The sequence below is a fragment of the Bradyrhizobium sp. 613_E4_N2_2 genome, from assembly GCF_052075995.1.
GTDB lineage: Bacteria > Pseudomonadota > Alphaproteobacteria > Rhizobiales > Xanthobacteraceae > Bradyrhizobium > Bradyrhizobium barranii.
Map to the genome: position 1 here is coordinate 2,926,537 of NZ_CP197234.1, position 26,257 is coordinate 2,952,793.

The 26,257-nt window shown below is 64.5% G+C and carries 21 protein-coding genes; 15 read left to right on the forward strand and 6 right to left on the reverse strand.

Annotated elements, in window-relative coordinates:
- Window positions 1–49: 49 nt before the first annotated feature.
- Together AB7290_RS13755 and AB7290_RS13760 are read right to left on the reverse strand one after the other, a co-directional pair.
- Window positions 50–1,981 carry a long-chain fatty acid--CoA ligase gene (locus AB7290_RS13755; protein ID WP_028152012.1) on the reverse strand — a complete coding sequence of 644 codons (1,932 nt, stop codon included), beginning with the start codon at window positions 1,979–1,981 and terminating at the stop codon, window positions 50–52.
- On the reverse strand, window positions 1,978–2,799 hold the full coding sequence (locus tag AB7290_RS13760; RefSeq protein ID WP_014493868.1) for an ABC transporter ATP-binding protein: 822 nt from the start codon (window positions 2,797–2,799) through the stop codon (window positions 1,978–1,980). Before AB7290_RS13760 ends, AB7290_RS13755 begins: the two co-directional genes overlap by 4 nt.
- A 337-nt stretch (window positions 2,800–3,136) precedes the next feature.
- On the opposite strand from AB7290_RS13760, the gene AB7290_RS13765 reads away from it, so the two are divergent.
- A complete protein-coding gene (locus AB7290_RS13765) occupies window positions 3,137–3,811 on the forward strand; it encodes a Crp/Fnr family transcriptional regulator (protein WP_028152011.1) in 675 nt (224 codons plus the stop codon).
- On the opposite strand, the gene AB7290_RS13770 is transcribed toward AB7290_RS13765, so the two are convergent.
- Window positions 3,808–5,070 carry an MFS transporter gene (locus AB7290_RS13770; RefSeq protein ID WP_028152010.1) on the reverse strand — a complete coding sequence of 421 codons (1,263 nt, stop codon included), beginning with the start codon at window positions 5,068–5,070 and terminating at the stop codon, window positions 3,808–3,810. The two genes, AB7290_RS13765 and AB7290_RS13770, sit on opposite strands and share 4 nt — an antisense overlap.
- Window positions 5,071–5,360: 290 nt before the next feature.
- Between AB7290_RS13770 and AB7290_RS13775 the strand changes: the two genes are divergently transcribed.
- Both AB7290_RS13775 and AB7290_RS13780 read left to right on the forward strand, forming a co-directional pair.
- Complete coding sequence (locus AB7290_RS13775) at window positions 5,361–8,681, forward strand: adenylate/guanylate cyclase domain-containing protein (protein ID WP_028152009.1); 3,321 nt, start codon at window positions 5,361–5,363, stop codon at window positions 8,679–8,681.
- A 21-nt stretch (window positions 8,682–8,702) separates the two neighbouring features.
- The gene (locus AB7290_RS13780; RefSeq protein ID WP_028152008.1) at window positions 8,703–9,383 is read left to right on the forward strand and encodes a redoxin family protein; all 681 of its coding nucleotides are present in this window, start codon (window positions 8,703–8,705) and stop codon (window positions 9,381–9,383) included.
- Window positions 9,384–9,400: 17 nt separating this feature from the next.
- On the opposite strand, the gene AB7290_RS13785 is transcribed toward AB7290_RS13780, so the two are convergent.
- Complete coding sequence (locus tag AB7290_RS13785) at window positions 9,401–10,240, reverse strand: uroporphyrinogen-III synthase (protein WP_028152007.1); 840 nt, start codon at window positions 10,238–10,240, stop codon at window positions 9,401–9,403.
- Between the two features lie 173 nt (window positions 10,241–10,413).
- Here AB7290_RS13785 and purU point away from each other — a divergent pair, with 173 nt between their 5' ends.
- Entirely contained in the window at window positions 10,414–11,277 is an 864-nt protein-coding gene (gene purU, locus AB7290_RS13790; RefSeq protein WP_028152006.1) for a formyltetrahydrofolate deformylase, read from the forward strand.
- Window positions 11,278–11,303: 26 nt separating this feature from the next.
- Here the strand turns inward: purU and AB7290_RS13795 are convergent, their stop codons facing one another.
- On the reverse strand, window positions 11,304–11,588 hold the full coding sequence (locus tag AB7290_RS13795) for a hypothetical protein (protein WP_028152005.1): 285 nt from the start codon (window positions 11,586–11,588) through the stop codon (window positions 11,304–11,306).
- A 512-nt stretch (window positions 11,589–12,100) separates the two neighbouring features.
- Here AB7290_RS13795 and AB7290_RS13800 point away from each other — a divergent pair.
- The 6 genes from AB7290_RS13800 (at window position 12,101) to AB7290_RS13825 (ending at window position 17,932) form a co-directional block, all read left to right on the forward strand.
- Window positions 12,101–13,291 (forward strand): ABC transporter substrate-binding protein, encoded by a 1,191-nt coding sequence (locus AB7290_RS13800; RefSeq protein WP_063982179.1) that lies wholly within the window; start codon window positions 12,101–12,103, stop codon window positions 13,289–13,291.
- A 134-nt stretch (window positions 13,292–13,425) separates the two neighbouring features.
- Complete coding sequence (locus AB7290_RS13805) at window positions 13,426–14,295, forward strand: branched-chain amino acid ABC transporter permease (protein ID WP_028152003.1); 870 nt, start codon at window positions 13,426–13,428, stop codon at window positions 14,293–14,295.
- Window positions 14,296–14,303: 8 nt separating this feature from the next.
- Window positions 14,304–15,332 carry a branched-chain amino acid ABC transporter permease gene (locus tag AB7290_RS13810; RefSeq protein ID WP_038943695.1) on the forward strand — a complete coding sequence of 343 codons (1,029 nt, stop codon included), beginning with the start codon at window positions 14,304–14,306 and terminating at the stop codon, window positions 15,330–15,332.
- Window positions 15,329–16,084, forward strand: a complete 756-nt coding sequence (locus AB7290_RS13815) for an ABC transporter ATP-binding protein (RefSeq protein ID WP_014493881.1) — start codon at window positions 15,329–15,331, stop codon at window positions 16,082–16,084. The genes AB7290_RS13810 and AB7290_RS13815 overlap by 4 nt, the downstream gene beginning before the upstream one ends.
- On the forward strand, window positions 16,077–16,793 hold the full coding sequence (locus tag AB7290_RS13820) for an ABC transporter ATP-binding protein (protein WP_028152000.1): 717 nt from the start codon (window positions 16,077–16,079) through the stop codon (window positions 16,791–16,793). The genes AB7290_RS13815 and AB7290_RS13820 overlap by 8 nt, the downstream gene beginning before the upstream one ends.
- 20 nt (window positions 16,794–16,813) lie before the next feature.
- Window positions 16,814–17,932: a cobalamin-independent methionine synthase II family protein gene (locus tag AB7290_RS13825; RefSeq protein ID WP_028151999.1), complete on the forward strand. Its 1,119-nt coding sequence runs from the start codon at window positions 16,814–16,816 to the stop codon at window positions 17,930–17,932.
- Window positions 17,933–18,106: 174 nt separating this feature from the next.
- Here AB7290_RS13825 and AB7290_RS13830 read toward each other — a convergent pair whose 3' ends face one another.
- The gene (locus AB7290_RS13830; RefSeq protein WP_085405932.1) at window positions 18,107–19,813 is read right to left on the reverse strand and encodes a caspase family protein; all 1,707 of its coding nucleotides are present in this window, start codon (window positions 19,811–19,813) and stop codon (window positions 18,107–18,109) included.
- A gap of 166 nt (window positions 19,814–19,979) precedes the next feature.
- Here AB7290_RS13830 and AB7290_RS13835 point away from each other — a divergent pair, with 166 nt between their 5' ends.
- The 5 genes from AB7290_RS13835 (at window position 19,980) to AB7290_RS13855 (ending at window position 26,240) form a co-directional block, all read left to right on the forward strand.
- Complete coding sequence (locus AB7290_RS13835; RefSeq protein WP_028151997.1) at window positions 19,980–21,335, forward strand: hypothetical protein; 1,356 nt, start codon at window positions 19,980–19,982, stop codon at window positions 21,333–21,335.
- Window positions 21,336–21,397: 62 nt separating this feature from the next.
- Complete coding sequence (gene metK, locus AB7290_RS13840; protein ID WP_028151996.1) at window positions 21,398–22,594, forward strand: methionine adenosyltransferase; 1,197 nt, start codon at window positions 21,398–21,400, stop codon at window positions 22,592–22,594.
- Between the two features lie 125 nt (window positions 22,595–22,719).
- On the forward strand, window positions 22,720–24,141 hold the full coding sequence (ahcY, locus tag AB7290_RS13845; RefSeq protein ID WP_028151995.1) for an adenosylhomocysteinase: 1,422 nt from the start codon (window positions 22,720–22,722) through the stop codon (window positions 24,139–24,141).
- Between the two features lie 163 nt (window positions 24,142–24,304).
- A complete protein-coding gene (locus tag AB7290_RS13850) occupies window positions 24,305–24,724 on the forward strand; it encodes a nuclear transport factor 2 family protein (protein ID WP_028151994.1) in 420 nt (139 codons plus the stop codon).
- A gap of 49 nt (window positions 24,725–24,773) precedes the next feature.
- Complete coding sequence (locus tag AB7290_RS13855; protein ID WP_028151993.1) at window positions 24,774–26,240, forward strand: flavin-containing monooxygenase; 1,467 nt, start codon at window positions 24,774–24,776, stop codon at window positions 26,238–26,240.
- Window positions 26,241–26,257 lie beyond the last annotated feature (17 nt).

The following is a 26,257-nucleotide window of genomic DNA, read 5'->3' on the forward strand; positions in this document are numbered from 1 at the left end:
AGGGGAGAGGGCGCATCGGCTGGCAGCGCGGTCTCGGTTCGAAGCAGGCTCACTCCGCGGCCTCCGCCATATGCCCATGCCCGCCGAGATCCACCACGCGCAGCGTCGTTCGCACGCGCTGCGTGGTGCCGTCCTGGAAGCGGATCACGGTGTCGACGGGGATGTCGGCATCACCGCGGTAGATCGCGTTGATGATACCCTCGTACTTCTCGTTGATGACGCTGCGGCGCACCTTTCGGGTGCGGGTGAGCTCGCCGTCGTCGGCGTCCAGCTCCTTGTAGAGCAGCAGGAAGCGCGAGATGCGCTGCGCCGGCGGCAATGTGGCGTTGACGGTCTCGACTTCCTTCTTGAGCAGCGCATAGACCTCGGGCCGCGAGGCGAGGTCGCTGTAGGTCGTGAACGAGAGCCGGCTCTTCTCCGCCCATTTCGAGATGATGGAGTAACGGATGCAGATCATCGCCGCGAGCGCGTCGCGGCCGGCCCCCAGCACCACGGCCTCCGCGATATAGGGCGAGAACTTCAGCTTGTTCTCGATGAACTGGGGCGAGAAGCGCTCGCCGCGCGAGGTCTCGGCGAGGTCCTTGATGCGGTCGATGACGACGAGCTGGCGGTTCGCGTTGAAGTAGCCGGCGTCACCGGACAGCATCCAGCCGTCCTTGATGTCGGCGACGCTCGCCTCGGGGTTCTTGTAATAGCCGAGGAACATGTTGGGATGCCGCACCACGATCTCGCCGACGCCGTGGACGTCGGCATTGTCGATGCGGATCTCGACGCTGTCGGCCATCGGCACGCCCGTCGTGTCGGGGTCGACCTTGCCCTCGGGATGCAGCGTGTAGGCCCCCAACAGTTCGGTCTGGCCGTAGAGCGTGCGCAGCGGCACGCCCATGGCCTGGAAGAACTTGAAGGTATCAGGGCCGAGTGCCGCGCCGCCGGTCGCGGCCGAACGCAGGCGGGTAAAGCCGAGGCGGTCGCGGAGCGCGCGGAACAGGATTGCGTCGGCAAGGTTCGAACGTTTGCCGTCCGCGAGCGCGGCGAGGCCGCTTTTCATGCCGATGTCGAACAGGCGCTGCTTGAAAGGCGTCGCGTCCATCACCTTGGCGCGGACGTCGGCGGCGATGGATTCCCAGACGCGCGGCGCAAACAGCACGAACGTCGGCGCGATTTCGCGCAGATCGTTCATCATCGTATCAGGCTCTTCGACGAAGTTGATCTTCATCCGGCACAAGAGGCCTTTGCCGAGCACATAGACCTGCTCCATGATCCACGGTAGCGGCAGCACGGAGACATATTCGTCGTCCGGCCCTTTTGGATCGAAGGCGAGATAGGTCGCGCAATGGCCGAGCACGCGGCCGGCGGCGAGCATGGCGAGCTTCGGGTGCGAGGTGGTGCCCGACGTTGTGCAGAGAATCGCGACATCCTCGCCCTTGGTGGCATCGACGAGGCGGTCGTAGAGCTCCGGCTCACGCGTGGCGCGGCCGCGGCCGAGCTCGGCGAACGCTTCCGCCGACATCAGTCTGGGATCGTCATATTTCCGCATGCCACGCGGATCGGAATAGATGATGTGCTTCAGCCGCGGTACCCGCTCGGCAAGCGCGAGCAGCTTGTCGACCTGCTCTTCGTCCTCGGCGAAAACGACCTGCGCCTCGCCATAGTTGAGGAGGTAGGAGGCTTCCTCGTCCAGCACGTCGCGATAGAGCCCAAGGCTCAAGCCGCCGATGGCGTGGGTCGCCACTTCCGCCGCGACCCAGTCCGGCCGGTTGTCGCCGATAATGCCGATGACGTCCTCGCGCCCCACGCCCAATTCGACGAGGCCGAGCGCAAAGTCGCGTGCGCGGATGTGGTAGTCATTCCAGGTGAAGACGCGCCAGAGCCCGAGATCCTTTTCGCGCAACGCGATCTCGTTGCCGTGCTCCCTGGCATTGAGCCGCAGCATCTTCGGATAGGTGTCGGCCTGCGCGACGCGGCCCGCGTAATCCATCATGCCGCACTTTCCTGCGCTGGCGGAGCATCGTCCGGATCGACCAGCACCTCGTCCTCCTCGCCGAGATAGGCGCGCCTGACGTGGGGATCGGCGAGCACGGCGGCGGGATCGCCCTCGGCGATCTTGCGGCCGAAATCCAGCACCATGACGCGGTGGGAGATGTCCATCACCACGCCCATGTCGTGCTCGATCATCACCACCGTCATCCCGAACTCCTCGTTGAGGTCGACGATGTAGCGGGCCATGTCCTCCTTCTCCTCGAAGTTCATGCCGGCCATCGGCTCGTCGAGGAGAATGAGGCGCGGCTCCAGCGCCATGGCACGGGCGAGCTCGACGCGTTTGCGCAGGCCGTAGGAGAGGGTGCCGGCTTGCGCCTTTCGCACCGACTGGAGATCGAGGAAGTCGATGATCTCCTCAACCTTGCGGCGGTGCTCGAGTTCCTCCTTGCGCGCGCCGGTGAGCCAGTACAGCGATCCCGTGAGGAAATTGTTCTTCAGGAGGTGATGGCGCCCGACCATGATGTTGTCGAGCACGCTCATGTGGTGGAACAGGGCCAGATTCTGGAAGGTGCGGCCGATGCCGAGCGTGGGGCGCGCGTTCGGCGTCAGCCCTGTGATGTCGCGGCCGCGGTAGAACAGCTGGCCCTCGGTCGGCTTGTAGCGACCGGAAATACAATTCACGATCGAGGTCTTGCCGGCGCCGTTGGGGCCGATGATCGAGAACAGCTCGCCGTCATTGATGGCAAAGCTGACATCGGTCAGCGCACGGACGCCGCCGAATCGCAAGGACACGCCGCGCACTTCGAGACTAGTAGCCACCAAACAAATCCCTCCCGGTGATGGCGCGTTCAGCGGCGCTCTTCGTCCGTTCCTGTCGGGCGATCCTAGTACGGCCGTGCCGGTGAGGCCATGCAGCTATTGGTCTCGACCGGCGCCGCGCCACTCTTGCTCCCGATCGGGATCAAAAGCCGCATCGCCCAAGGTGGTCCTCAATAGGGGAAAGCGCTATTTTGAAATGTCTCCCGCCTGACAATTCTGCGACAAAGTTTTTTCAGGCGGGAGTGGCCTTCATCTTTCGTCGGATGGTGGTCGAAGCGATCGTGTTGCAGTGCAGCAGAGAGATTGGGTGGCGAACGGTGCGGCTGGCTTCGGCATCATGATTTCAGAGGATCAACTGAAGCGGGTCGCCGCCTGGTCGCGCGAGCTCACGGACGCGGAGATCGAGGTCGCCCGCACCGGGATCACGGAACGGTCCTACCGCACCGGTGAGACCGTGTTCATGCGCGGCGATACGTTCAGCTATTGGGCGGGCATGGTGAGCGGCCTGGCACGGATGGGCGGGGTCTCGCGCGACGGCAAGGAGACGAGCCTTGCGGGGCTGACGGCCGGGGCCTGGTTCGGCGAGGGCAGCGTGCTCAAGAACGAGCCGCGCCGCTACGACGTGGTCGCGCTGCGCGACAGCCGCGTCGCGCTGATGGAACGCAGCGCCTTCATGTGGCTGTTCGAGAACAGCGTCGGCTTCAACCGCTTCCTGGTGCGTCAGCTCAACGAGCGGCTCGGCCAGTTCATCGGCATGCTTGAGGTCAACCGCACGCTGGATGCCACCGCACGCCTCGCACGCAGCATCGCCTCGCTGTTCAATCCGATCCTCTATCCCGAGTCGACCGCGCATCTGGAAATCACCCAGGAGGAGATCGGGGCGCTCTCGGGCATGTCACGGCAGAACGCCAACCGCGCGCTGAACCGGCTGGAGAAGGAGGGGCTGCTGCGGCTCGAATATGGCGGCGTCACCATTTTGGATGTCGAGCGGCTGCGCGGCTACGGGGACTAGCGCGCGTTTGCCGGCGCGTGGACCGGCCAGAGGTCGGCGCGCCAGCGGATCGCGATCGCCAGCATCGCGATGAAGCCTGCGGCGGCGTAGAGCGAGCCCGTCGCGGAATAGCCGATGATGTCGATCAGGCTGCCGGCCGCGAGCAATCCGAGCGGCAGGCCGTAGATCACCATCATGCGCACGCCCATGACGCGGCCGCGCAGGTGTGCGCTCGCCGTCCGCATCAGGATCACGGCAGCTGAGATCATCGACATGCTCTGGGCGATGCCGGCGAGAACGAGGCAGGCCATCGCCACCGGCATGGTCCTGATCTCGACGAACACCAGCAGCATGGCGTACCAGGCCAGCGTCGCGCCGATGAGAAGCCGGGCAATGCGCAGTCCGCTGACTAGGCTGAGCGTGATGGAGCCGATCAGCGAGCCCACGGCGAAGCTCGCCGAGAGATAGCCGAGGCCGGTCTGGTCGGTATGAAAGATGTCCCGCGCGATGTAGGGCAATAGTCCGCCGGTGAAAGGAAAGGCGGTGAGATTGGCCAGGAAGGCGACGCACAGCGCCGCGCGCATTCCCGGGCCGTTCCAGGCATAGACGATCCCTTCCTTGAGGTCGCCCAGCAATCGCGAGACCGCGTGGCTGTTCGCCGGAAGATCGCTCGTCGTGATGGTCCTTTTCGGCCGGGTCAGGCAGAGCATGAGAAGTGCGGCCGCGAGATACAGACAGGCGATCGCCACATAAACGAGGCCGATGCCGAGGACGGCGAACAGACCTGCGCCCGTCAGCGCTCCGGCGATGCGGGCGCTGTCCTGGGTCGTGCGCGCAACGCTGATGGCGCCCACCAGTTGCTCGGCCGGCATGATCTCGGCAAGCAGCGCGCCGCGGACGCCGAGATCGGAGGGGCGGATCAGGCCCATGAGCGCGACGATGATCATCACGCTCAGCGGCGACAAATGACCGGTCAGTGCCAGAACCATGATGGTCGACGAGAGCGCCGTATAGGCAAGGCGCATCACGACCAGGAGATCGCGATGGCCCATCCGGTCGCCGATCATGCCGAGCACCGGCGCGACCAGGGTCCCGACGAACTGCAGCGACGCAAGCACGGTGAGCAGCAGCACGGAGCCCGTCTCGACCATGATGTACCAGCCGAGCACCAGCGTCTCCACTTCGAACGCCCACGAGGTGAGCAGATCGGACGGCCACTGGAAGCGATAATTGCGGATGCGGAATGGCGCGAGTGCGGAAGGTCGTGCGGATGTGCTCAAGATGCGATGACGGGTTTCACGGCGATTCCCCCTTATTCTTGTTCTTCTGTTGGCAGGGTAGCCCCGGCCATGCCTCTGTCAATTGGCGCTACCGCATGCCGCCATGCTTGCCGACGATTTGCGGTGCGCCAGTGCGCCCGCAGCATCGCTTCGTCGCCTAGCCGATACGGTGAGGTTGACCAACCGCCGCTTGCTCTTGCCGTGCGACGAGCCCATGCTTGCCAGGTTCCTGGGCCCATCCGGCAGGTCCAGGAGCGCGCGCCATCGCGGCTTCCGCGAGGTCCTGACCCATGAACTGCTCTTGCTGTGGTTTCGAGGTCCAGAGCGGCTTTGCCTTCTGCCCGAAGTGCGGCACGAAGCAACCGAACGCGTGCCCCGGCTGCGGCTTTCCATGCGCGCCGGATTTCGCCTATTGCCCGAAATGCGGTGCCTTCGTCGCTGAGGTCCCCACAGGCGGGCAGGCATCGGCGCGGACGAGCCCGACGACGCTTCCGATCCGGTCATCCTCTCCGCCGCTCGTGCCGACGGAGGAGGCTCAAGCCGCATTTCGACCTCCGTCAGACAAGATCGACAGCGAGGCGAACCGCCGCACCATCACCGTGCTGTTTGCCGACCTCAGCGGCTTCACTGCGATGAGCGAGCGGCTCGACCCCGAGGTCATGCAGACGCTTCAAAACGAATTGTTCGAGGAGTTGACGGCCGCGGTGCAAAGCTTTGGCGGCTTCGTGGACAAATTCATCGGCGATGCGCTGCTGGCTCTGTTTGGTGCGCCGGCGGCGCACGAGGACGACCCGGAGCGGGCGGTGCGCGCTGCCCTCGACATGATCGGCCGGACGGCGCGCCTCAGCGAACGCGCGGAGGCGTATGCCGGTTCACCGCTGCTGCTCCATGTCGGCATCAACACCGGGCACGTCGTCGCGGGCGGGCTCGGTGCGGGTGTTTCCAAATCCTATTCGGTGACCGGCGACACGGTGAATACCGCCCAGCGGCTACAGTCGATGGCGGCTCCGGGCGAGGTGCTGGTCGGGCCGTTGACCCACCGTCTGACGCGGCATGCGTTCTCCTATGACTCGCTTGGCGAGGTCTCGCTGAAGGGCAAGATGGGCAGCGTGCTGGTCCACCGTCTGAAGGAGCCGCTCGACACGCCCCGTGCGGCGCGCGGTCTCGACACGCTGGGCCTCAATGCGCCGTTGATCGGGCGCGACGTCGAGCTTGCGCGCCTGATCGGCAGCCTTGATCGCGCGTGCGGCGGCGCGGCTCAACTGGTGCGGCTGGTCGGTGAAGCCGGCATCGGGAAAACGCGCCTGGTCAGCGAATTCGTCGCGCGCATCCGCGACCAGGATCGATTCGCCGGCGTGGCGATCCGGCACGCGGCGTGCTCGCCGCTTGGCGAACAATCCTACGGCACTCTCGCCGCCGTGCTGCGCAGCGCCTATGGCATTGCGCAGAAGGCGGGCGCCGCAGAGGCGGAGGCAAAGGTCGCCGAAGCGCTGTCGGAGCTTGGCCTCGCGACCGACGAGGCCGACCGCCTGATGCCCCTCTATCTGCACGTCCTCGGCCTCGGCGACCCCAACGCCGCGCTCAGGCATGTCGAGCCCGAACAGCTCCGCCGGCAGATATTCTTCGCGATTCGCACCGTCTTCGAACGCCGCCTGGCACTGTCGCCGCTGCTGATCATCGTCGAGGATCTGCATTGGGCCGATGCGGTGTCGCTTGAAGCGTTGCGGTTCCTGATGGACCGACTGGAGCGGACGCGGCTGATGCTGCTGTTTACGCATCGGCCGATGCTGGAGCTGGACCAGTTCGGCTCGAGCAGGATCAGTCACACAACCCTCCGGCTGCCCCCGCTTGGCGACGCCGACGGACAAAGGCTGCTCGCGGCCTATTTCAGTCACGGTTGGCGTGAACCGCCGGGAGCTCTGTTCGGTCGAATCCTCGATCGCGCCGGCGGCAATCCGCTTTTCCTCGAGGAGATCATACGCGGCCTGATCGAAGCCGGCACCCTGGAGCGCGACGGCGCGCAGTGGCGGATGAAATCGGATGAAGCCGCCGCCGATATTCCGGCAAGCATTCAGGCGTTGTTGCTGGCGCGTCTCGACCGGTTGCCGCATCAGGTGCGCCGCCTGGCACAGGAAGCCGCCGTGATCGGCCCGCGGTTTGATGCGGCTGCTCTCGGTGCGGCGGCAACCGAGCCGGCAAGGCTTGAAGCAGGGCTCGAGCTTCTGTGCGACGCGGAGATCATCGAGGAGATCGCGGGCGCGAACTCGATTTCGCTGCGGACCTACCGCTTCACGCAAACCATGCTTCAGGACGTGATCTATCAAAACCTGCTTCTGCAGCGCCGGATCGAGCTTCATGGACGGATTGGCGGGGCGCTCGAAAGGCTCTATGGCAACGAGCCCGAGCGCCTCGAAGATCTCATCCTGCTCGGACATCACTTCAGTCTGAGCGCGAGCAAGCCGAAAGGCGCGCGCTATCTGCGCGCAGCCGGCGATCGCGCACGCGCCAGCTATGCCAATGACGATGCCATCCGTCTCTACCAACAGGCCCTCGCCGTGCTGTTGACCGGCGGCGAACGGGAGCCGGAACGTCTGGTCCTGTACGAGCGGATTGCGGACCTCTGTGCCGCGGCTGGCCGCCGGAACACGGCCGAGGAGCACTATCAGAGCGCGTTGGAGGGGCACCGCGCCATCCAGGACCGGATCGGCGAAGCGCGAATTCTTCGCAGGCTTGGCCGATTGCTGTGGGACGCCGGCAAGCGGATCAAGGCAGAGACGCATTACGCCGAGGCGGCCAACCTGCTTGGAGGGACCGACGCGCCCATCGAGTGGGCGCATCTCCTGCAGGAGCGCGGCCGTCTCGCGTTTCGGACCGGCGATCACGTCGCCGCCGCAAGATGGGCAGACGAGGCGCTCGGCTATGCACGGTCCGTACCGGCGGACGCGGACGAGCAGGCCGGTCTCGAGGCGGCACGTGCCATTGCGGAGGCCCTCAACACCAAGGGCGTTGCGCTGGCGCGGCTTGGACGACACGAGGAGGCGGTGCGCGAGGTGGAGCAAAGCGTTGCAGCCGCCGAAGCGGCCGGCCTCCTCAACGTAGCCTGCCGCGGCTACACCAATCTCGGTGTGCTCTACACGATCGTCGACCCGGCGAAAGCCGTGGAGGTCTGCCGGCGTGGACTCGATGTCGCGCGTCGGATCGGGGATCTTGGCTTCCAGGCGCGTCTTCTCGCCAATTTTGCCGTTGCCTGTTGCACCTTCACGGACAGATGTACCGAGGAAGGGGTACCGGCTGCCGAGAAGGCGATCGAAATCGACCGTGCGCTCGATCAGCGCGAGCATCTCTCCGTACCCTTGATCGTGCTCGGGCAAATCCATCAATGCCACTTCCGCCCCGATCTGGCCGCCCTCTGCTACAATGAGGCAATCGAGGTGGCGAACGAAACCGGCGAACCCCAGCAGCTCTTTCCATGCTATGATGGTCTCGCCACGCTGAGCCTTGATCGAGGCGACATGTCCGAGGCCGACCGATATTTCGCGCTGGCGCATGATGTCTGCGCTCGCCACGGTCTCGATCCCGCCGGGCTGATCGTACTGCCGTTTCTTGACTAGGTCATATGAAGGAGTTCAACCATGTCAGGACTTCATGTCGACGGACCGCTTCAACCGGGCGATCGCGCGCCGAACATCGTGCTGGACGCCATCACACGCGATGGAACGATCGCGCTGCAGGATTTTCGCGGGCACAGCCCGATATTGATCGGCTTGTTTCGCGGGCTGCACTGCCCGTTCTGTCGGCGACATATCGCGGCACAGGCGCAACTTGACGCAGCCCTGCGCGACAAGGGCGTCGAAAGTCTCACGGTCGTGAATACGCCCATTGAGCGCGCGCGGCTCTACTTCCGCTATCATCCATTGCCCAATCTGCTCGCCGCGTCCGACCCCGAGCGGGTCTCGCACCGCGCGTTCGGTCTGCCCACTATCGAGTTTACGGAGAACGAAACCGAGTGGCCGCGCAAGGTGGGTATGGACGTCGTCAAGAGCATGCAGGTGGATGTGCCCGGCGAAACGTCGGGGTCGATGAATCGGTTGGCGGCTGCCGAGTACCTCAACAACAAGGACGGTTACGAGATGATGGAGGCCGATCAGCGCATGGCGGCAACCGGCCAGGGCCAGCTGTTCGGCCAGTTCCTGCTCGATCGCGAGGGGATCGTGCGCTGGACCTTTACCGAGGTTCCTGAAGGCGGCCATCGCATGTTCGGGGCTCCGAGCCCGCAGGAGTTGATGTCGGCCGCATCGCAGGTGGCAAGCTAGGCATCGGCGCCTGGTGACTAACCCGCCACCTTCGGCCGCTTCTCGGCGAGCGCCGCCGCCATCGCCGAGATCAGCGGGCGCATGAAATAGTGGTCTTCCGCCGGCGCGATGTCCGTGCGCAGGCCATGCGCGGCGAGCTCTCCCGACACCGCAGGACCCACCGACGCAATCAGCGTCCGCTCCAACCCTGCGCGCAACTTCGCCTCACTGCCATGTGCCTTCGCGGCTTCCACGAGGCGGCGGACCTGGCCAAGATTGGTCAGCGCGATGGAATCGATCCGCCCCTCGGTCATGTCGTCGATGGCGGCGACGATGTTGGCATCCGCTGCCTTGGAATCGTAGGCATAAGGCAGCACGGTATCGACATCGGCGCCTTGCGCGGCAAGTGCGCCGGTCAGTGCGCTGTGGTCCTTGTCCGGATAAAGCTGAAGGCCGACGCGTCGCCCCTTCAGATCGAGCCTGCCCAGCATTTCGATCACGCCCTCGGTGGTCGGCTTCTCCGTGTTCTGCTGCGCATCGAGGGAGATCTCGCGCAACGCCTTGCCGGGCTTCGGGCCGCGGGTGAATTTTCGCGATTTGGCGAGGGCTGCGACCAGAGCCTGGTCGAGACCACGGGTCCGCGCGAGCTTCATGATCCGCCGCAGGCCTTCGCCCGTCATCAGCACGAGGTCGTCAAGGGGCTGGTCGATGGCGCGGCGAATCCAGGCCTCGACCGGGGCGGGATCGGGCGCGTCGTGAATGGTGAACATCGGGCACTGCACGACGTCGGCACCTTGCTCGGCCAGAAGCTTTGAAAACTGGGCCTCCTCGCGCGTCTCCAGGATCAGGATGCGGTAGCCGTTCAAGCGGTCGGCCATGGGTGTGCTCCGGCGGTAAATTGCAATGGTCCGTTCATCCTGACTCCGCGCTTTATGCTGACGCAAGTCTTGCGATCAAGTCTTGGGATTGGCGCGAGGGCGGGGTCGGTGATAGAGCAGGGCGCAAATCGCGGATCGTTCCGCAGTCGCTGCCCAAACCTTCATCAAGAGCCATGCCTGATCATCAATATGTCCTGACCCTGTCCTGTCCGGATCGTCCCGGCATCGTTTCGGCGGTGTCGACCTTTCTGGCCCACAACGGACAGAACATTCTCGATGCCCAGCAGTTCGACGACGTCGAGACCAAGAAGTTCTTCATGCGCGTGGTGTTCACCGCGGCCGATCTCGCCGTGGAGCTGTCGGCGCTCCAGACCGGGTTTGCCGCGATCGCGGAGCGTTTCGGCATGGAGTGGCAGATGCGTGACCGTGCAGCGCATCGCAAGGTGATGCTGCTGGTGTCGAAGTCCGACCATTGCCTGGTCGACATCCTCTATCGCTGGCGCACCGGCGAGCTGCCGATGGTCCCGACCGCAATCGTCTCCAACCATCCGCGCGAGGTCTATGCCGGGCTCGATTTCGGCGGCATCCCGTTCCACCATCTGCCTGTTACCAAGGAGACCAAGCGCGAGCAGGAGGCGCAGATCCTCGATCTCGTCGCCGAGACCGGCACCGATCTCGTCGTGCTCGCGCGCTACATGCAGATCCTGTCGGATGATCTGTCTGCCAAGCTTTCCGGCCGCTGCATCAACATCCACCACTCGTTCCTGCCGGGCTTCAAGGGCGCAAAGCCCTATCACCAGGCCCATGAGCGCGGCGTCAAGCTGATCGGTGCGACCGCCCATTACGTCACGCGCGACCTCGACGAAGGTCCGATCGTCGATCAGGACGTCGAGCGCATCAGCCACCGCGACACCCCGGAGGATCTCGTCCGCAAGGGCCGCGATATCGAGCGGCGCGTGCTGGCCCGCGCGATCCGCTACCACCTCGACGACCGCGTCATCCTCAACGGCCGCAAGACCGTGGTGTTTATGGATTAGCGAATGGTGAGTGGCGAGTAGCGCCCTCAGCGCACCGCGTTGCCGGACGCCGAGCCGGTCGCACCCTTCTGCGCCTGCTCTTCCTTCTCGCGATCGGCCGCCGGCAGCAGCCGCTTGCGTTCGCGCTCTTTCATGTAGGCGTCGTATTGCGGCGTGCCGGGCCGCGGCGGTGCGTCGGCCGGCAGGCCGCCGGCCCATTGCGGGACGTAGTCGCCCATGCCGGCGGAGAGCTTTTCGTTGACGGTGCCGCAGCCGGACAGCCCCGCGGCGAGCGCAACGAGGGTGAGGACGGAGCGGAAAAGCTTGAGCATTGTGCGCGCGAATTCAGTCGTGTTGGACGCCGGGTTAGGCTGGCGCGGGGAGAGTAGTCTTCAACAAGGTAAAATAGACTTATTCGAGGTAGGTAATTAACTACCGATTTGCCGTGAACCGCGGTGTCCGAATTCTGCAAAAGAAAGACGAAATCCTCCATCCACGCGGCCGGTCGCTTTCTAGACTGTGGCAAGGGGCACGCGACAAACTGGCTTGGTCGGCGGCAGGGCTTTTTTGTTGACAGGTCCATTTTATTTGTACAATCGTACAAATAGGAGCGGCCAGGATGGGGATGCTCGGGTTACTCCGACGTAACCACGGCATCGCTCCCTGTCGTCGGCAATCGGGACGCGCGGCTTGCGCCGAATGGTCGCCAAACGTCCGATTGACAATAAGGGCGCGAAAGACGCCATGTGGCGCGACATCGCGCGTGCGTGAGCTAAGGTTGAGCCAAGGACCGGGCACTCGGTCCGGCGCACAAGAGATCAGGAATGAAGGGGAGGGACATCTGATGTTCGAACGGAAGACGTTTTCTTATAAGGTCTCTTGGACCGCGGCAGCGGCCGCCATCGCCGGCCTTGCGGCCATCGTGCCGGCCAAGGCCGAGGACACCGTCAAGGTCGGCCTGATCCTGCCGATGACCGGCGGCCAGGCCTCGACCGGCAAGCAGATCGAGAACGCGATCAAGCTCTATATGCAGCAGAAGGGCGACACCGTCGCCGGCAAGAAGATCGAGATCATCCTCAAGGACGACGCCGCGATTCCGGACAAGACCAAGACGGCCGCGCAGGAGCTGATCGTCAACGACAAGGTCAATTTCATCGCCGGCTTCGGCGTGACGCCGGCCGCGCTCGCGGCCGCGCCGCTCGCAACCCAGGCCAAGATCCCGGAAGTCGTGATGGCGGCCGGCACCTCCATCATCACCGAGCGCTCGCCCTACATCGTGCGCACCAGCTTCACGCTGGCGCAGTCCTCGACCATCATCGCCGACTGGGCGGTGAAGAACGGCATCAAGAAGGTGGCGACGCTCACCTCCGACTACGCGCCGGGCAACGACGCACTGAACTTCTTCAAGCAGAACTTCACCGCCGGCGGCGGTGAGGTGGTCGAAGAGGTGAAGACGCCGCTCGCCAATCCCGATTTCGCGCCGTTCCTCCAGCGCATGAAGGATGCCAAGCCCGACGCGATCTTCGTGTTCGTGCCGGCCGGCCAGGGCGGCAACTTCATGAAGCAGTATGCCGAGCGTGGCCTCGACAAGGCCGGCATCAAGGTAATCGGACCGGGCGACGTCACCGACGACGACCTGCTCAACAACATGGGCGACGCCGTGCTCGGCACGGTCACCGCGCATCTGTATTCCGCGGCGCATCCCTCGCAGATGAACAAGGATTTCGTCGCGGCCTACAAGAAGGCCTACGGCAACCGTCCGGGCTTCATGGCCGTGAGCGGCTATGACGGCATCCACCTCATCTACGAGGCGCTGAAGAAGACCAATGGCGACACCGACGGCACCAAGCTGGTCGAAGCCATGAAGGGCCAGAAGTGGGAAAGCCCGCGCGGCCCGATCTCGATCGACCCCGAGACCCGCGACATCGTGCAGAACATCTACATCCGCAAGGTCGAGAAGGTCGACGGCGAGCTCTACAATGTCGAGTTCGCGACCTTCGAAGCCGTCAAGGATCTCGGTAAGACGAAGAAGTGACGCGCGAAAAGCGCGTCATCCCCGAGCGCGCTTAGCGCGCATCGGGGATCTCGACGTGATGGAAATGGATTCCGGGTTCAGCGCTGCGCGCTGCCCCGGAATGACGAGTGATTACCAGGGTTCACCCGCTTCCGATGACCTCTATCCTCACCAACCTGTTCGATGGCGTTGCCTACGGCATGCTGCTGTTCGTGCTCGCTTGCGGGCTTGCGGTCACGCTCGGCCTGATGAACTTCGTCAACCTCGCCCACGGCGCCTTTGCCATGGCCGGCGGCTATGTCTGCATGGTCCTGGTCAACCGGATGGGCTGGCCGTTCTTCGCAGCACTGCCGCTCGCCTTTGTCTCCGCAGCAGCCATCGGCATCGTGCTCGAACGAACGCTCTACCGCCATCTCTATGCGCGCAGCCATCTCGACCAGGTGCTGTTCACGATCGGTCTGACGTTCATGTCGGTCGCGGCCGTCGATTACATCCAGGGCTCATCGCGCGTCTTCATCAATTTGCCGGCTGCGCTCCAGGGCCAGTTCGACGTGTTCGGCGTCGGCATCGGCCGCTACCGGTTGATGATCATCGTGATCTGCGGCCTGCTCACCATTGCTCTCCAGATGGTGCTGGCCAAGACCCGGTTCGGCAGCCGGCTGCGCGCCGCGGTCGATGATCCCCGTGCCGCGAGCGGGCTCGGCATCAACGTGCCGCAGGTGTTCGCCTTCACCTTTGCTTTCGGCTGCGGGCTCGCCGGTCTCGGTGGTGCACTGAGCGCCGAGATCCTCGGCCTCGATCCGTATTTCCCGCTGAAGTTCATGATCTACTTCCTGATCGTGGTCACCGTCGGCGGTTCGTCCTCGATCACCGGGCCGTTCCTGGCCTCGCTCCTGCTCGGCATCGGCGACGTCGCCGGCAAATATTATGTGCCGAAGATGGGCCCCTTCGTGATCTACACCATGATGATCGTGATCCTGATCTGGCGCCCGAACGGCCTGTTCGGCCGCACGGCCGCGCGTTGAGGCCGCCGATGAGCGCTTCCTCCGACGTCGGTTATCACGCCCAGCGCCAGGCGCGCTGGCACTATGGCGAAGTCGCCTTCTGGCTCGTCGTGCTGGCCTGCGGCTTCGCTTTTCCCACGCGCTATCTGATCATGACCGACATCCTGCGGCTGGCGCTGTTTGCGATGTCGCTCGATCTCATCCTCGGTTATGCCGGCATCGTCTCGCTCGGCCATGCCGCTTTCTTCGGCGTCGGCGCCTACGCCGCGGGGCTTCTCGCCTTGCATGGGATCATCAACGAGCCCGTGCTCGCGCTGATCGTAGCCGGCCTTGCCGCTATGGTGCTGGGTTTTGCCACCAGCTTCCTGGTGATCCGCGGCGTCGATCTGACCCGGCTGATGGTCACGCTCGGCATCGCGCTGCTGCTGGAAGCGCTCGCCGAGCGCTTCTCCAACATCACCGGCGGCACCGACGGCCTTCAGGGCATCGAGATGCAGCCGATCTTCGGCGAGATTGCGTTCGACATGTTCGGCAAGACCGGCTTTTTCTACTCGCTGGCGGTGCTGTTCCTGTTGTTCCTGTTCGCCCGCCGCGTCGTGCATTCGCCGTTCGGCCTGTCGCTGCGCGCGATCAAGAACAATCCGCTGCGCGCAGCCGCCATTGGCATCCCCGTCAACCGCCGCCTGATCGCGATCTACACCCTCGCGGCGTTCTATGCCGGCATTGCGGGCGCGCTGTTCACCCAGACCACGGCGATCGCCTCCCTCGACGTATTCGCCTTCGAGCGTTCGGCCGATTTGATGCTGGTGCTCGTGATCGGCGGGACCGGCTATCTCTATGGCGGACTGGTCGGCGCGGTGATCTTCCGCATGCTCCAGGAAGTGTTCTCCACCATCACCCCGCAATATTGGCAGTTCTGGATCGGCCTCGTGCTGGTCGTGATCGTGCTGGTCGGCCGCCAGCGCCTGCATCGCTGGGTGCTGTACGTGCCGAATCTGGTCATCAAGCAGGTTGCCGGACGCAAGGCGGTCGTTGCCGTGCCGGAGAGCGACGCATGACCATCGCGCTCGAAACCCAAAATCTCGAAAAGCAGTTCGGCGGCCTGCGCGTGACGCGGGACCTGTCGCTCAAGATCGAGCAGGGCGCCCGCCACGCGCTGATCGGCCCGAACGGCGCCGGCAAGACCACGGTCATCAACCAGCTCACCGGCGTGCTGAAGCCAAACTCGGGCCGGATCCTGCTCGAAGGCCAGGACATCACGGATTTGCCGGTGCACAAGCGCGTGCTGCGCGGCCTGTCGCGCACCTTCCAGATCAACCAGCTCTATCCCGACCTGACCCCGCTCGAGACCATCGGCCTCGCCGTCTCCGAGCGCCTCGGCCATGGCGGCGACTGGTGGCGGCGGATGGGCACGCGGAGCGACGTCAACGGCGAGATCGCCGATCTCCTGAGGCGCTTCCATCTGCTCGACGTCATGAACGAAGAGACCGTGACGCTGCCTTACGGCAAGCAACGCCTGCTCGAGATCGCGGTCGCGATCGCCGCCAAGCCGCGCGTGCTGCTGCTCGACGAGCCCGCCGCCGGCGTGCCCGAGAGCGAACGCCACGACATTCTCGCGGTCGTAGGCAGCCTGCCGCGCGACGTCACCGTGCTCCTGATCGAGCACGACATGGACCTCGTCTTTTCCTTCGCCGACCGCATCTCGGTATTGGTCTCGGGCGCGCTGCTCACCGAGGGGCCGCCCGACGTGGTCGCGCGCGACCCGCAGGTCAAGGCCGTCTATCTCGGCGAGGAGGCGGTCAATGTCTGACCTGCTCGCGATCGACGCACTTCGCGCCGGCTATGGCGAGGCGGTGGTGCTGTCCAACATGTCCCTGCGCCTCGCCGAGGGGCAGGTGCTTGCGCTGCTGGGCCGCAACGGGACCGGCAAGACCACGCTGATCAACTCCATCGTCGGCGTGACCCGCCGCTTCTCCGGCTCGGTCGCGCTCGCCGGCACCGATGTCACGAGCTTGCGGCCCGATCAGCGGGCGCGGGCCGGCATCGGCTGGGTGCCGCAGGAGCGCAACATCTTCCGCTCGCTGACGGTGGAAGAGAACATGACCGCGGTGGCGCAGCCCGGCCCTTGGACGGTCGAGCGGGTCTACGAGATGTTCCCGCGGCTGAAGGAGCGGCGGAGCAATTTTGGCAACCAGCTCTCCGGCGGCGAGCAGCAGATGCTGGCGATCGGCCGGGCGTTGACCCTCAACCCGAAGGTCCTGCTGCTGGACGAGCCGACGGAGGGCCTCGCCCCCATCATCGTCGAGGAGCTTCTGAAGGCGATCGGCACCATCACCCGGGCGGGCGGCATCTGCTCGATCATCGTCGAGCAGAACGCGCAAAAGATTCTGGGGCTCGCCGACCGTGTTGTGATATTGGAGCGCGGAACGATCGTCCACGACGCCCCGAGCGCCGCGCTGAAGGCCGACCCGTCGGTCCTCGAGCGCCACCTCGGCGTCGCAGGGGCGGCGGCCCACTAGAAATTCGGGAGAGACAAGACATGCAGCGAACCAAAGCCCCCTTCCGCGCCGACGAGGTCGGCAGCCTCCTGCGTCCGGCCAAGATCAAGGAAGCCCGCGTCAGGCTCGAGAAGGGCGAGATCTCGGCTGACGATCTGCGCAAGATCGAGGACATGGAGATCGAGAAGGTCGTGCACAAGCAGGCCTCGATCGGCCTGAAGCTCGCGACCGACGGCGAATTCCGCCGCTCCTGGTGGCACTTTGACTTCCTGGCCAAGCTCACCGGCTGCGAAATGTTTCACCCGGACACGGGCATCCAGTTCGCGGGCGTCGAGACGCGGCATGATGCGGTCCGCGTGATCGGCAAGCTCGATTTCCCCGACGACCATCCGATGCTGGATCACTTCCGCTTCCTGAAGAAGTCCGCCGACCAGGCCCACGTCACCGCCAAGATGACGATCCCCTCGCCGGCCGTGCTGCACTTCCGCGGCGGCCGCAAGGCAATCTCCAAGGACGTCTATCCCGATCTCGACGCGTTCTACGAAGACCTCGGCAAGACCTACCGCAAGGCCGTGAAGGCGTTTTACGATGCCGGCTGCCGCTATCTTCAGTTCGACGACACCGTGTGGGCCTATCTCTGTTCGCAGGACGAATTGAAGAAGGCGCGCGAGCGCGGCGACAATCCCGAGGGTCTCCAGCAGATCTATGCGCGCGTCATCAATTACGCGCTGGCCGAAAAGCCGGCCGACATGGTGGTGACGACGCATGTCTGCCGCGGCAATTTCCGCTCGACCTGGATTTCTTCGGGCGGCTACGAGCCCGTGGCCGAGACCATGCTGGCCGGCACCAATTACGATGGCTACTTCCTCGAATACGACAGCGACCGCGCCGGCGGCTTCGAGCCGCTGCGCTTCCTGCCCAAGGGCAACAAGGTCGTCGTGGTCGGCGTCATCACCTCGAAGTTCGGTGAGCTCGAGAAAAAGGACGACATCAAGCGTCGCCTCGAAGAGGCCGCCAAATTCGCGCCGCTGGAGCAGCTCGCGCTGTCCCCGCAGTGCGGCTTTGCCTCGACCGAGGAAGGCAACATCCTCTCCGAGGAAGAGCAGTGGGCCAAGCTCGGCCTTGCGGTCGAGATCGCCAAGGAAGTGTGGGGCAACTAAGTTTGCCACGCGGCTGCTGTCATTCCCCGCGAAAGCGGGGAATCCAGTACGCCGCGGCTTTTCGGTGAATCACGGACGTCTCGGCGTACTGGATCGCCCGATTCAAGCCGGGCGATGACACCGAGTGAGTGGCGGGCAGCGTTGCACCCTTGAAAACCAGTGCGCTCACCCTCCTCACTTCTCCGCCAGATAGACCTCGCCCAGCAGCGACGAGTTCGACCACGGCACCTGCTTGTTCTTCGTGCTCGAGACCACTTCCGCCCGCACGCGCGTCAGCATCTGTTGCACCTCCAGCCCCGGCGTGCCGAGATGGCGGGAGAGGGCGGCGGAGAACGGCGAGTTGGCGCCTTCGCCGTCGAGCGCGACCTGGCCCGGCGCGGTGGCGAACGCGATCAGCGTGCCCGCGCCTAGCGTTGCACCGGCGCCCAGGCTCGTTGGCGCTGCGAGGCCCGAAGCGCCCTCGATGCCTCGGTTGGTGCCGGCGGCTGCGACCTGCTGCGCCATCGGATTGTTGCGGCAGGCATCGAAGATCAAAATGTTGGTGCGGACCTGGTCGTCGAGGCCGGCCATGATCGTGTCCATGTCGATCATCGCCTCCGTCATGCCCGCGCCGGGCTTGAGCTCGACGTCGACGGGGATGAGATAGTTGCGGCCGTCGACCTGCACGCCGTGGCCGGCATAGTACACCAACGCGACCTGTGCCCGCGCCGCCTCGCGCAGGAAGTCGCGCGTCACTTTCTGCATCGCTGCGCGGTCGAGATCGATGCCCTCGGACACCGTGAAGCCGATGTCGCGCAGGCTCCTGGCGACGGCGCGCGCATCGTTGGCCGGATTGGGCAGCGCCTTGACATGCGCGTAGGCGCCATTGCCGATCACCAGTGCGAGGCGCTTGCCAGGCGTCGCCGGGGTAGGCGAGGGCGCAGGTGCCGCGCCCGTTTGCTGCGGGGCCGGCTGCGTCACCGGTGACGGCGCATCGCGCGGGATGGGAGTGAGCGCATCCGTCACCAGCGACAGCCGCACCTTGGCGGTCGCCTGGTTGGCCTTGCTGCCGGCATCGGACGCCACGATCGCCAGCGTCGCCTTGTAGTCGTCGCGCGCATGCGCGTAGTCGCCCTTCGCCTCATAGGCCAGCGCGCGGTGGATATAGCCGGAGATCAGCACGCTGTTCGGCGGCGTCATGATATTGACGGGCGGTTTTTCCTTCGCAAGCCGGATCGCCTCGCTGCCATGGGCAACGGCGCGATCGAGATCGCCCCGCATGCGCCAGATCGCGGTGCGGTTGATCAGCGGCTGCGGCAGTGTCGGGTCGAGCCGGATCGCCTGGTTGATGTCGGCAAGCGCGCCGTCGAGATCGCCGAGCGCCTCCTTCGCGATGCCGCGGTTCTGGAACGAGAACGTCGATTTGGGCTGCAGTTTGATCGTGGCGTCGTAGTCGGCAATCGCCTTGGCGTAGTCGCCCTTGCTGCGCCACGCGTTGCCGCGATTGTGGAAGATGGTGCCATCAGGCGGGCCGAGCTTCAGCGCATCGTCGAAATCGGCGATCGCGATGTCGTAGTCGCCCTTGTCGTAATAGGCCGATCCCCTGAGATTGTAGACCGCCTGGCTCGGCTGGAGCCGGATCGCCTCGGTGGTGTCGGCGATGACCTTCGAATAGTCGCCCTTCTTGTTCCAGCCCACCGCGCGCCAGAAATAGATCGTCGCGAGCTGCTCGCCTTTGAACACCTTCAGCGCGACGATCTTGTTGCAGGCGTCGATCATCTGGTCTGGCGGCGTGGTGTCGGTGGTGCAGAGCGGCCCGAGCTGGCTCCGCGCCTGCGCGAAGGCGGGTGCGGCCCACAGGGTTGCTGTGAGCAGGCAGAGCGCGACGAGCAGGCGGCGCATGGCGATGGTCCCTTGAAGGAGAAGCGCTTGTTTGTTGCCCGGCGGTGCGCCGGGGTTCACGCGCTCGTCATTGGACGTGGGGTAAAGCCAAGAGAGGGTATTCCCTCAGTGGGCAGATTTTGCTACGATGCTGGTCCCAACAGTTCTGCCCACCGCTTTCCCACTCATGAAGAACGACGAAATCCTTAGCCAAATCACCGAGTTCTGCCGCAAGGCGGACATGGCGGAATCGACGTTTGGCCGGCGCGCGGTGAACGATGGGAAGCTGGTCCATCGCCTGCGCGAGGGAAAGCGCATCACGATCGACACGCTGGAGCGGATCCAGGCCTATATCGCCGCATCGACGACGGGCGGCCTGCCGCCGCCGCGGGGACTCCAGGTGCCGCCGGAAAAACGCGATCCGCGCGGTAATTTCCGCTTCTTCGAGAACCGGCAAAAATACCTGCTGTTCGTCCATACCTGCAGCGAGAAGCGGGTGGTCGCCGAGCGCGTCGCGCTGGAGCTCGCCAGCATCCATCCGCGCCCGCCGGCGCTGCGCATCTTCGACGCAGGCGTCGGCGACGGCACGGTGCTGGCCCGGGTGCTGCGCGCAACGCACCAGCGCTACCCGCACATGCCGTTCTACGTCGCCGGCAAGGAGCTCAGCCTCGAGGACCTGCGGCTGACGCTGGAGAGGGTCCCGGACCGCATTTTCGAGCATCCGGCGTCGGTGTTCGTCTTCACCAACATGTTCTACTCCGAGGCGCCCTGGCTCACGCCGGCATCGCCTGCGGCGGCGGCGGCCACCGTCTGGCACGAGGTTCCGCTACGGGGCGCCTCGTCGGGCGAATTCGAGCAGCAGATCGCCGAGTTGAGGCCGTTCCTGGAACAGAACTGGCGCGCCGCGATCAGCCCGCGCACGGCCATGCCGCTCTACGAGCGGCCCGTCGTCCTGGTGCTGTACCGCGAGGACCAAAGGTTCCTGCTGGATTCGACCATTCCGCGGCCGGGCCAGACCGAGGCCAATTTCGACCTGGTCATTGCATCCCAGCCCTACCGCGCCCTGTCCTCGGTCAATTTCCGGGCAAAGCGGATCATTGCACCGCTGGCGCGGGCGCTTCGGCCGGGCGGGCGGCTGATCGGAATCCACTCCCACGGTCACGATCCCGGCATGGAAATGATCCAGGCGATCTGGCCTGGAGAAAATCCTTTCGCGGTCAGCCGTCATGAGCTATTGCGCGCCGTGAAGTACGAGCTTGGGTCGTTGGGCCGGGACCTAAATTTTAATGCTTATGCGGACAACCGTTCGATCTTCAGGTATGATATGGAAGCGCTGCCCAACGAGGTGACGGGTACCATCGGAACCTCGACGGCCTTTGCAGCGTGGAATGCGGCGGTGTATGTGGCGCAGATCGAGGACGACCGATTGACAGAAATGACTCAAAACGGCCGCACTCTGGATGCCGCCCGGGACGTGCTGCGGAAGTACAACGGGCTCTGGTTTCTCGACGAGTCCTACGTCATCTCGCGACGGCGTGATTGACATAATCCAAGGTTAAACATCGCAAACGCCCGCCAGGTTAACGGCGGAACAAGGGGTTACTGATGCGCGCGTCCTATCTCTTCACCAGCGAATCCGTGTCCGAGGGTCATCCCGACAAGGTCTGTGACCGGATCTCCGATGAAATCGTCGATCTGTTCTATCGCGAAGGGCCGAAAGCCGGCATCGATCCGTGGCAGATCCGTGCGGCCTGCGAGACGCTCGCGACCACCAACAAGGTGGTGATCGCCGGCGAGACCCGAGGTCCCGCATCCGTCACCAACGAGCAGATCGAAGGCGTCGTGCGCGCCGCGATCAAGGACATCGGCTACGAGCAGGACGGCTTCCACTGGGAGAAGGCCGACATCGAGATCCTGCTGCATCCGCAGTCGGCCGACATCGCGCAGGGCGTCGATGCGCTGCAGCCGGGCGAGGTCAAGGAAGAGGGCGCAGGCGACCAGGGCATCATGTTCGGTTACGCCACCAACGAGACGCCTGATCTGATGCCGGCACCGATCTTCTACGCCCACAAGATCCTGCGCCTCATCTCGGAAGCGCGTCACTCCGGCCGCGAGAAGGTGCTGGGTCCGGACTCCAAGAGCCAGGTCACCGTGCAGTACGAGAACGGCAAGCCGGTCGGCGTGCGCGAGATCGTCGTGTCGCACCAGCATCTGGTCGAGGATATCTCGTCGAAGCAGATCCGCGACATCGTCGAGCCCTATGTCCGCGAGGCGCTGCCGAAGGACTGGATCACGCCGAAGACCATCTGGCACATCAATCCGACCGGCAAGTTCTACATCGGCGGTCCGGACGGCGATTCCGGCCTGACCGGCCGCAAGATCATCGTCGACACCTATGGTGGCGCGGCCCCGCATGGCGGCGGTGCGTTCTCCGGCAAGGATCCGACCAAGGTCGACCGTTCGGCGGCTTACGCAGCGCGCTATGTCGCCAAGAACATCGTTGCCGCTGGTCTCGCCGATCGCTGCACCCTCCAGCTCGCCTACGCCATCGGCGTCGCGCGTCCGCTGTCGATCTACATCGACACCCACGGCACCGGTAAGGTGTCGGAGGACCAGCTCGAGAAGGCCGCCGCCAAGGCGATGGATCTCACCCCGCGCGGCATCCGCAGCCATCTCGACCTCAACCGCCCGATCTACGCGCGCACCTCGGCCTACGGTCATTTCGGCCGCACGCCCGACAACGAGGGCGGCTTCTCCTGGGAGAAGACCGATCTCGTCGAAGCGCTCAAGCGCGCAGTCTAAGTACCAACGTCATTCCGGGGCGCCGCGACAGCGGCGAACCCGGGATCCTTATCCATCATGTCGAGATTTCGGGTCGCCCCTCCAGGGCGACCCGGGACGACCAATTCAACAACAGGACCTCCGCTATGAATGCGAAGCCCGGCTTCACCGACTATATCGTCAAGGACATTTCGCTGGCCGACTTCGGCCGCAAGGAACTCTCGCTGGCCGAGACCGAGATGCCCGGCCTGATGGCCACCCGCGAGGAGTTCGGCCCGAAGCAGCCGCTGAAGGGCGCGCGCATCGCCGGCTCGCTGCACATGACGATCCAGACCGGCGTGCTGATCGAGACGCTGGCAGCCCTCGGCGCCGACATTCGCTGGGTCTCCTGCAACATCTATTCGACGCAGGACCACGCTGCCGCCGCGATCGCCGCCGCCGGCATTCCCGTCTTCGCCGTCAAGGGCGAGACGCTGGCCGAATACTGGGATTACACCGCAAAACTGTTCGACTGGCACGGCGGCGGTCACCCGAACATGATCCTCGATGACGGCGGCGACGCCACCATGTACGTCCATCTCGGCCTGCGCGCCGAGAACGGCGATACCGCGTTCCTCGACAAGCCCGGCTCCGAGGAAGAAGAAGTCTTCTTCGCGCTGCTCAAGAAGCAGCTCAAGGAAAAGCCGAAGGGCTACTTCGCCGAGATCGCCAAGAGCATCAAAGGCGTTTCCGAAGAGACCACCACGGGCGTGCATCGTCTCTATGACATGCAGAAGGCCGGCACGCTGCTGTGGCCGGCGATCAACGTCAACGACAGCGTCACCAAGTCGAAGTTCGACAACCTCTATGGCTGCCGTGAATCGCTGGTCGACGGCATCCGTCGCGGCACCGACGTGATGATGTCGGGCAAGGTCGCGATGGTCGCGGGCTTCGGCGACGTCGGCAAGGGCTCGGCCGCGTCGCTGCGCCAGGCCGGCTGCCGCGTGATGGTGTCGGAAGTCGATCCGATCTGCGCGCTCCAGGCCGCGATGGAAGGCTACGAGGTCGTGACCATGGAAGACGCCGCTCCGCGCGCCGACATCTTCGTCACCGCGACCGGCAACAAGGACATCATCACGATCGAGCACATGCGCGCGATGAAGGATCGCGCCATCGTCTGCAACATCGGCCACTTCGACAACGAGATCCAGATCGCGGGTCTGCGTAACCTGAAGTGGACCAACATCAAGCCGCAGGTCGACGAGATCGAATTCCCCGACAAGCACCGCATCATCATGCTGTCGGAAGGCCGCCTCGTGAACCTCGGCAACGCGATGGGCCATCCGTCCTTCGTGATGTCGGCCTCCTTCACCAACCAGACGCTGGCGCAGATCGAGCTGTTCGCCAACAACAAGGACGGCAAGTACACGAAGGAAGTCTACGTGCTGCCGAAGTCGCTGGACGAAAAGGTCGCGCGTCTGCACCTCGCCAAGATCGGCGTCAAGCTCACCGAGCTGCGCAAGGACCAGGCCGACTACATCGGCGTGAAGCAAGAAGGTCCGTACAAGTCGGACCACTACCGCTACTGAGATCGCATCCAGCTGCGACACGAAGGCCCCGGAGCGATCCGGGGCCTTTTTTTGTAGACTCATTGTGCTACGCTCGGAGGTAGAGCCAAAACAAGCCCGCCACTTCTGAAGCGGGTGGCCGCGTTTCCCACGTTCATTGTCAAATGCATATGGAGGGAATGCGATGTCCAGCGAAGCCAACGTTCAGTTGCTCAAAGAAGCCTATCGTCGGTGGAACGACAGCAAAGGCGGGAGCGTCGACTATTGGTTCGACAGCGTCATCGGCCCGCAGATCAAATTCGACTCGCTTCCGCAGGGGGCTCCGGCGGTGCCCTTTGCCAAGTGTTATGACGACCGCGCGCAGCTGCGTGGCTATTTCGACGGTCTGCTGGCTGACTGGAGCATGCAGCACTACACCATGAATGAATACGTCGCGCAGGGCGACGCTGTTTTCGCGCGCGGCTCATGTGCCTGGACCAACAAAAGGACCGGGAAGATCGCTGAGACCCCGAAGGTCGATTTCTGGCGTTTCAAGGATGGGAAGGCAGTGGAATTCTACGAGTATTTCGACACAGCCCTTGTCTACGGCGCTGCCACCGCCTGACGGTTGCAATTCGGCACGGTGTCGCCCATCCTGTGCCGGGGAGAACGCCATGGCCAAAGCCGCAGAACATTTCGACGTGCTGATCGTCGGTGCCGGCCTGTCCGGCATCGGCGCGGGCTACCATCTTCAGGGCAAGTGCCCAGGCAAGAGCTACGTCATCCTCGAAGGCCGCGACTGCATCGGTGGGACCTGGGACTTGTTCCGCTATCCCGGCGTCCGCTCCGACAGCGACATGTTCACGCTCGGCTATTCCTTCAAGCCGTGGACCGATCCGAAGGCGATCGCCGATGGCCCGCAGATCCTCGACTATGTGCGCGAGACTGCGGCCGAGAACGGCATCGAGAAGCACATCCGCTTCAATCATCGCGTCAAGCGCGCGTCCTGGTCGACGCCGGATGCGCGCTGGACCGTCGAGGCCGAGCGCATCACGGGCGAGGGCGCAACAGAGCTCGTGCGCTTCACCTGCAATTTCCTGTTCATGTGCTCGGGCTACTACAAATACGAAGCGGGCTACACGCCGGAGTTCGCGGGCGTGGCGGATTTCGCCGGCCGCATCGTGCATCCGCAGAAATGGACCGAGGACATCGACTACGCAGGAAAACGCGTCGTCGTGATCGGCTCGGGCGCAACCGCGGTGACGCTGGTGCCTGAGCTCGCCAAGAAGGCGGCGCAGGTCACCATGCTGCAGCGCTCGCCGACCTATGTGGTGTCGCGTCCTGCGCAGGACCCCGTGGCCAACAAATTGCGCCGCAATCTGCCGACGCGGCTTGCCTATCATGTCATCCGCTGGCGCAACGTGATGTGGGGGATGTTCTTCTTCCAGCTCAGCCGGCGCCGGCCTGCCAAGGTGAAGGAGCTGGTGCTCAAGGGGGTGCAGATGGCGCTCGGCCCCGACTACGACGTCGCGACCCATTTCACGCCGCGCTACAATCCCTGGGACCAGCGGCTGTGCCTCGTGCCGGACGGCGACCTGTTCAAGGCGATCCGCGAGCAGCGCGCCGCCGTCGTCACCAACGAGATCGACACCTTTACGCGCGACGGCATTCGCCTGAAGGACGGCCGCGAGCTTGCGGCCGACATCATCGTCACCGCGACGGGGCTGGTGCTCCAGGTCGTCGGCGGTCTCGAAATCAGCGTCGACGGCCGCGCCATCGATTTCGCCAACACGCTGACCTACAAGGGCATGATGTACGCCGACGTGCCGAACATGGCGTCGGCCTTCGGCTATACCAACGCGTCCTGGACGCTGAAGTGCGATCTCACCTGCGAATATGTCTGTCGGCTCATCAACTACATGGACCGGCACAATTTCCGTCAGTGCATGCCGCACAATGACGACCCTGAAATCACCGCGCAGCCGTCGCTCGATTTCACTTCGGGCTATGTGCAGCGCTCGGTCGCGAAGATGCCGAAGCAGGGCTCGAAGCAGCCATGGCGGCTGTACCAGAACTACGCGCTCGACATCGTCTCCTTGCGCTTCGGCAAAATCGACGACGGCGTGATGCAGTATTCCTGATCACGCAGCCGCCCGCT

Coding starts and splice junctions, on each gene's coding strand:
- AB7290_RS13765 (WP_028152011.1), top strand. CDS start 3,137: ATGATTTCAGAGGATCAACTGAAGCGGGTCGCCGCCTGGTCGCGCGAG.
- AB7290_RS13755 (WP_028152012.1), bottom strand. CDS start 1,981: ATGATGGATTACGCGGGCCGCGTCGCGCAGGCCGACACCTATCCGAAG.
- AB7290_RS13795 (WP_028152005.1), bottom strand. CDS start 11,588: ATGCTCAAGCTTTTCCGCTCCGTCCTCACCCTCGTTGCGCTCGCCGCG.
- AB7290_RS13785 (WP_028152007.1), bottom strand. CDS start 10,240: ATGGCCGACCGCTTGAACGGCTACCGCATCCTGATCCTGGAGACGCGC.
- AB7290_RS13775 (WP_028152009.1), top strand. CDS start 5,361: ATGAACTGCTCTTGCTGTGGTTTCGAGGTCCAGAGCGGCTTTGCCTTC.
- AB7290_RS13810 (WP_038943695.1), top strand. CDS start 14,304: ATGAGCGCTTCCTCCGACGTCGGTTATCACGCCCAGCGCCAGGCGCGC.
- AB7290_RS13800 (WP_063982179.1), top strand. CDS start 12,101: ATGTTCGAACGGAAGACGTTTTCTTATAAGGTCTCTTGGACCGCGGCA.
- ahcY (WP_028151995.1), top strand. CDS start 22,720: ATGAATGCGAAGCCCGGCTTCACCGACTATATCGTCAAGGACATTTCG.
- AB7290_RS13815 (WP_014493881.1), top strand. CDS start 15,329: ATGACCATCGCGCTCGAAACCCAAAATCTCGAAAAGCAGTTCGGCGGC.
- purU (WP_028152006.1), top strand. CDS start 10,414: ATGCCTGATCATCAATATGTCCTGACCCTGTCCTGTCCGGATCGTCCC.
- AB7290_RS13835 (WP_028151997.1), top strand. CDS start 19,980: ATGAAGAACGACGAAATCCTTAGCCAAATCACCGAGTTCTGCCGCAAG.
- AB7290_RS13855 (WP_028151993.1), top strand. CDS start 24,774: ATGGCCAAAGCCGCAGAACATTTCGACGTGCTGATCGTCGGTGCCGGC.
- AB7290_RS13830 (WP_085405932.1), bottom strand. CDS start 19,813: ATGCGCCGCCTGCTCGTCGCGCTCTGCCTGCTCACAGCAACCCTGTGG.
- AB7290_RS13850 (WP_028151994.1), top strand. CDS start 24,305: ATGTCCAGCGAAGCCAACGTTCAGTTGCTCAAAGAAGCCTATCGTCGG.
- AB7290_RS13780 (WP_028152008.1), top strand. CDS start 8,703: ATGTCAGGACTTCATGTCGACGGACCGCTTCAACCGGGCGATCGCGCG.
- AB7290_RS13825 (WP_028151999.1), top strand. CDS start 16,814: ATGCAGCGAACCAAAGCCCCCTTCCGCGCCGACGAGGTCGGCAGCCTC.
- AB7290_RS13805 (WP_028152003.1), top strand. CDS start 13,426: ATGACCTCTATCCTCACCAACCTGTTCGATGGCGTTGCCTACGGCATG.
- AB7290_RS13820 (WP_028152000.1), top strand. CDS start 16,077: ATGTCTGACCTGCTCGCGATCGACGCACTTCGCGCCGGCTATGGCGAG.
- metK (WP_028151996.1), top strand. CDS start 21,398: ATGCGCGCGTCCTATCTCTTCACCAGCGAATCCGTGTCCGAGGGTCAT.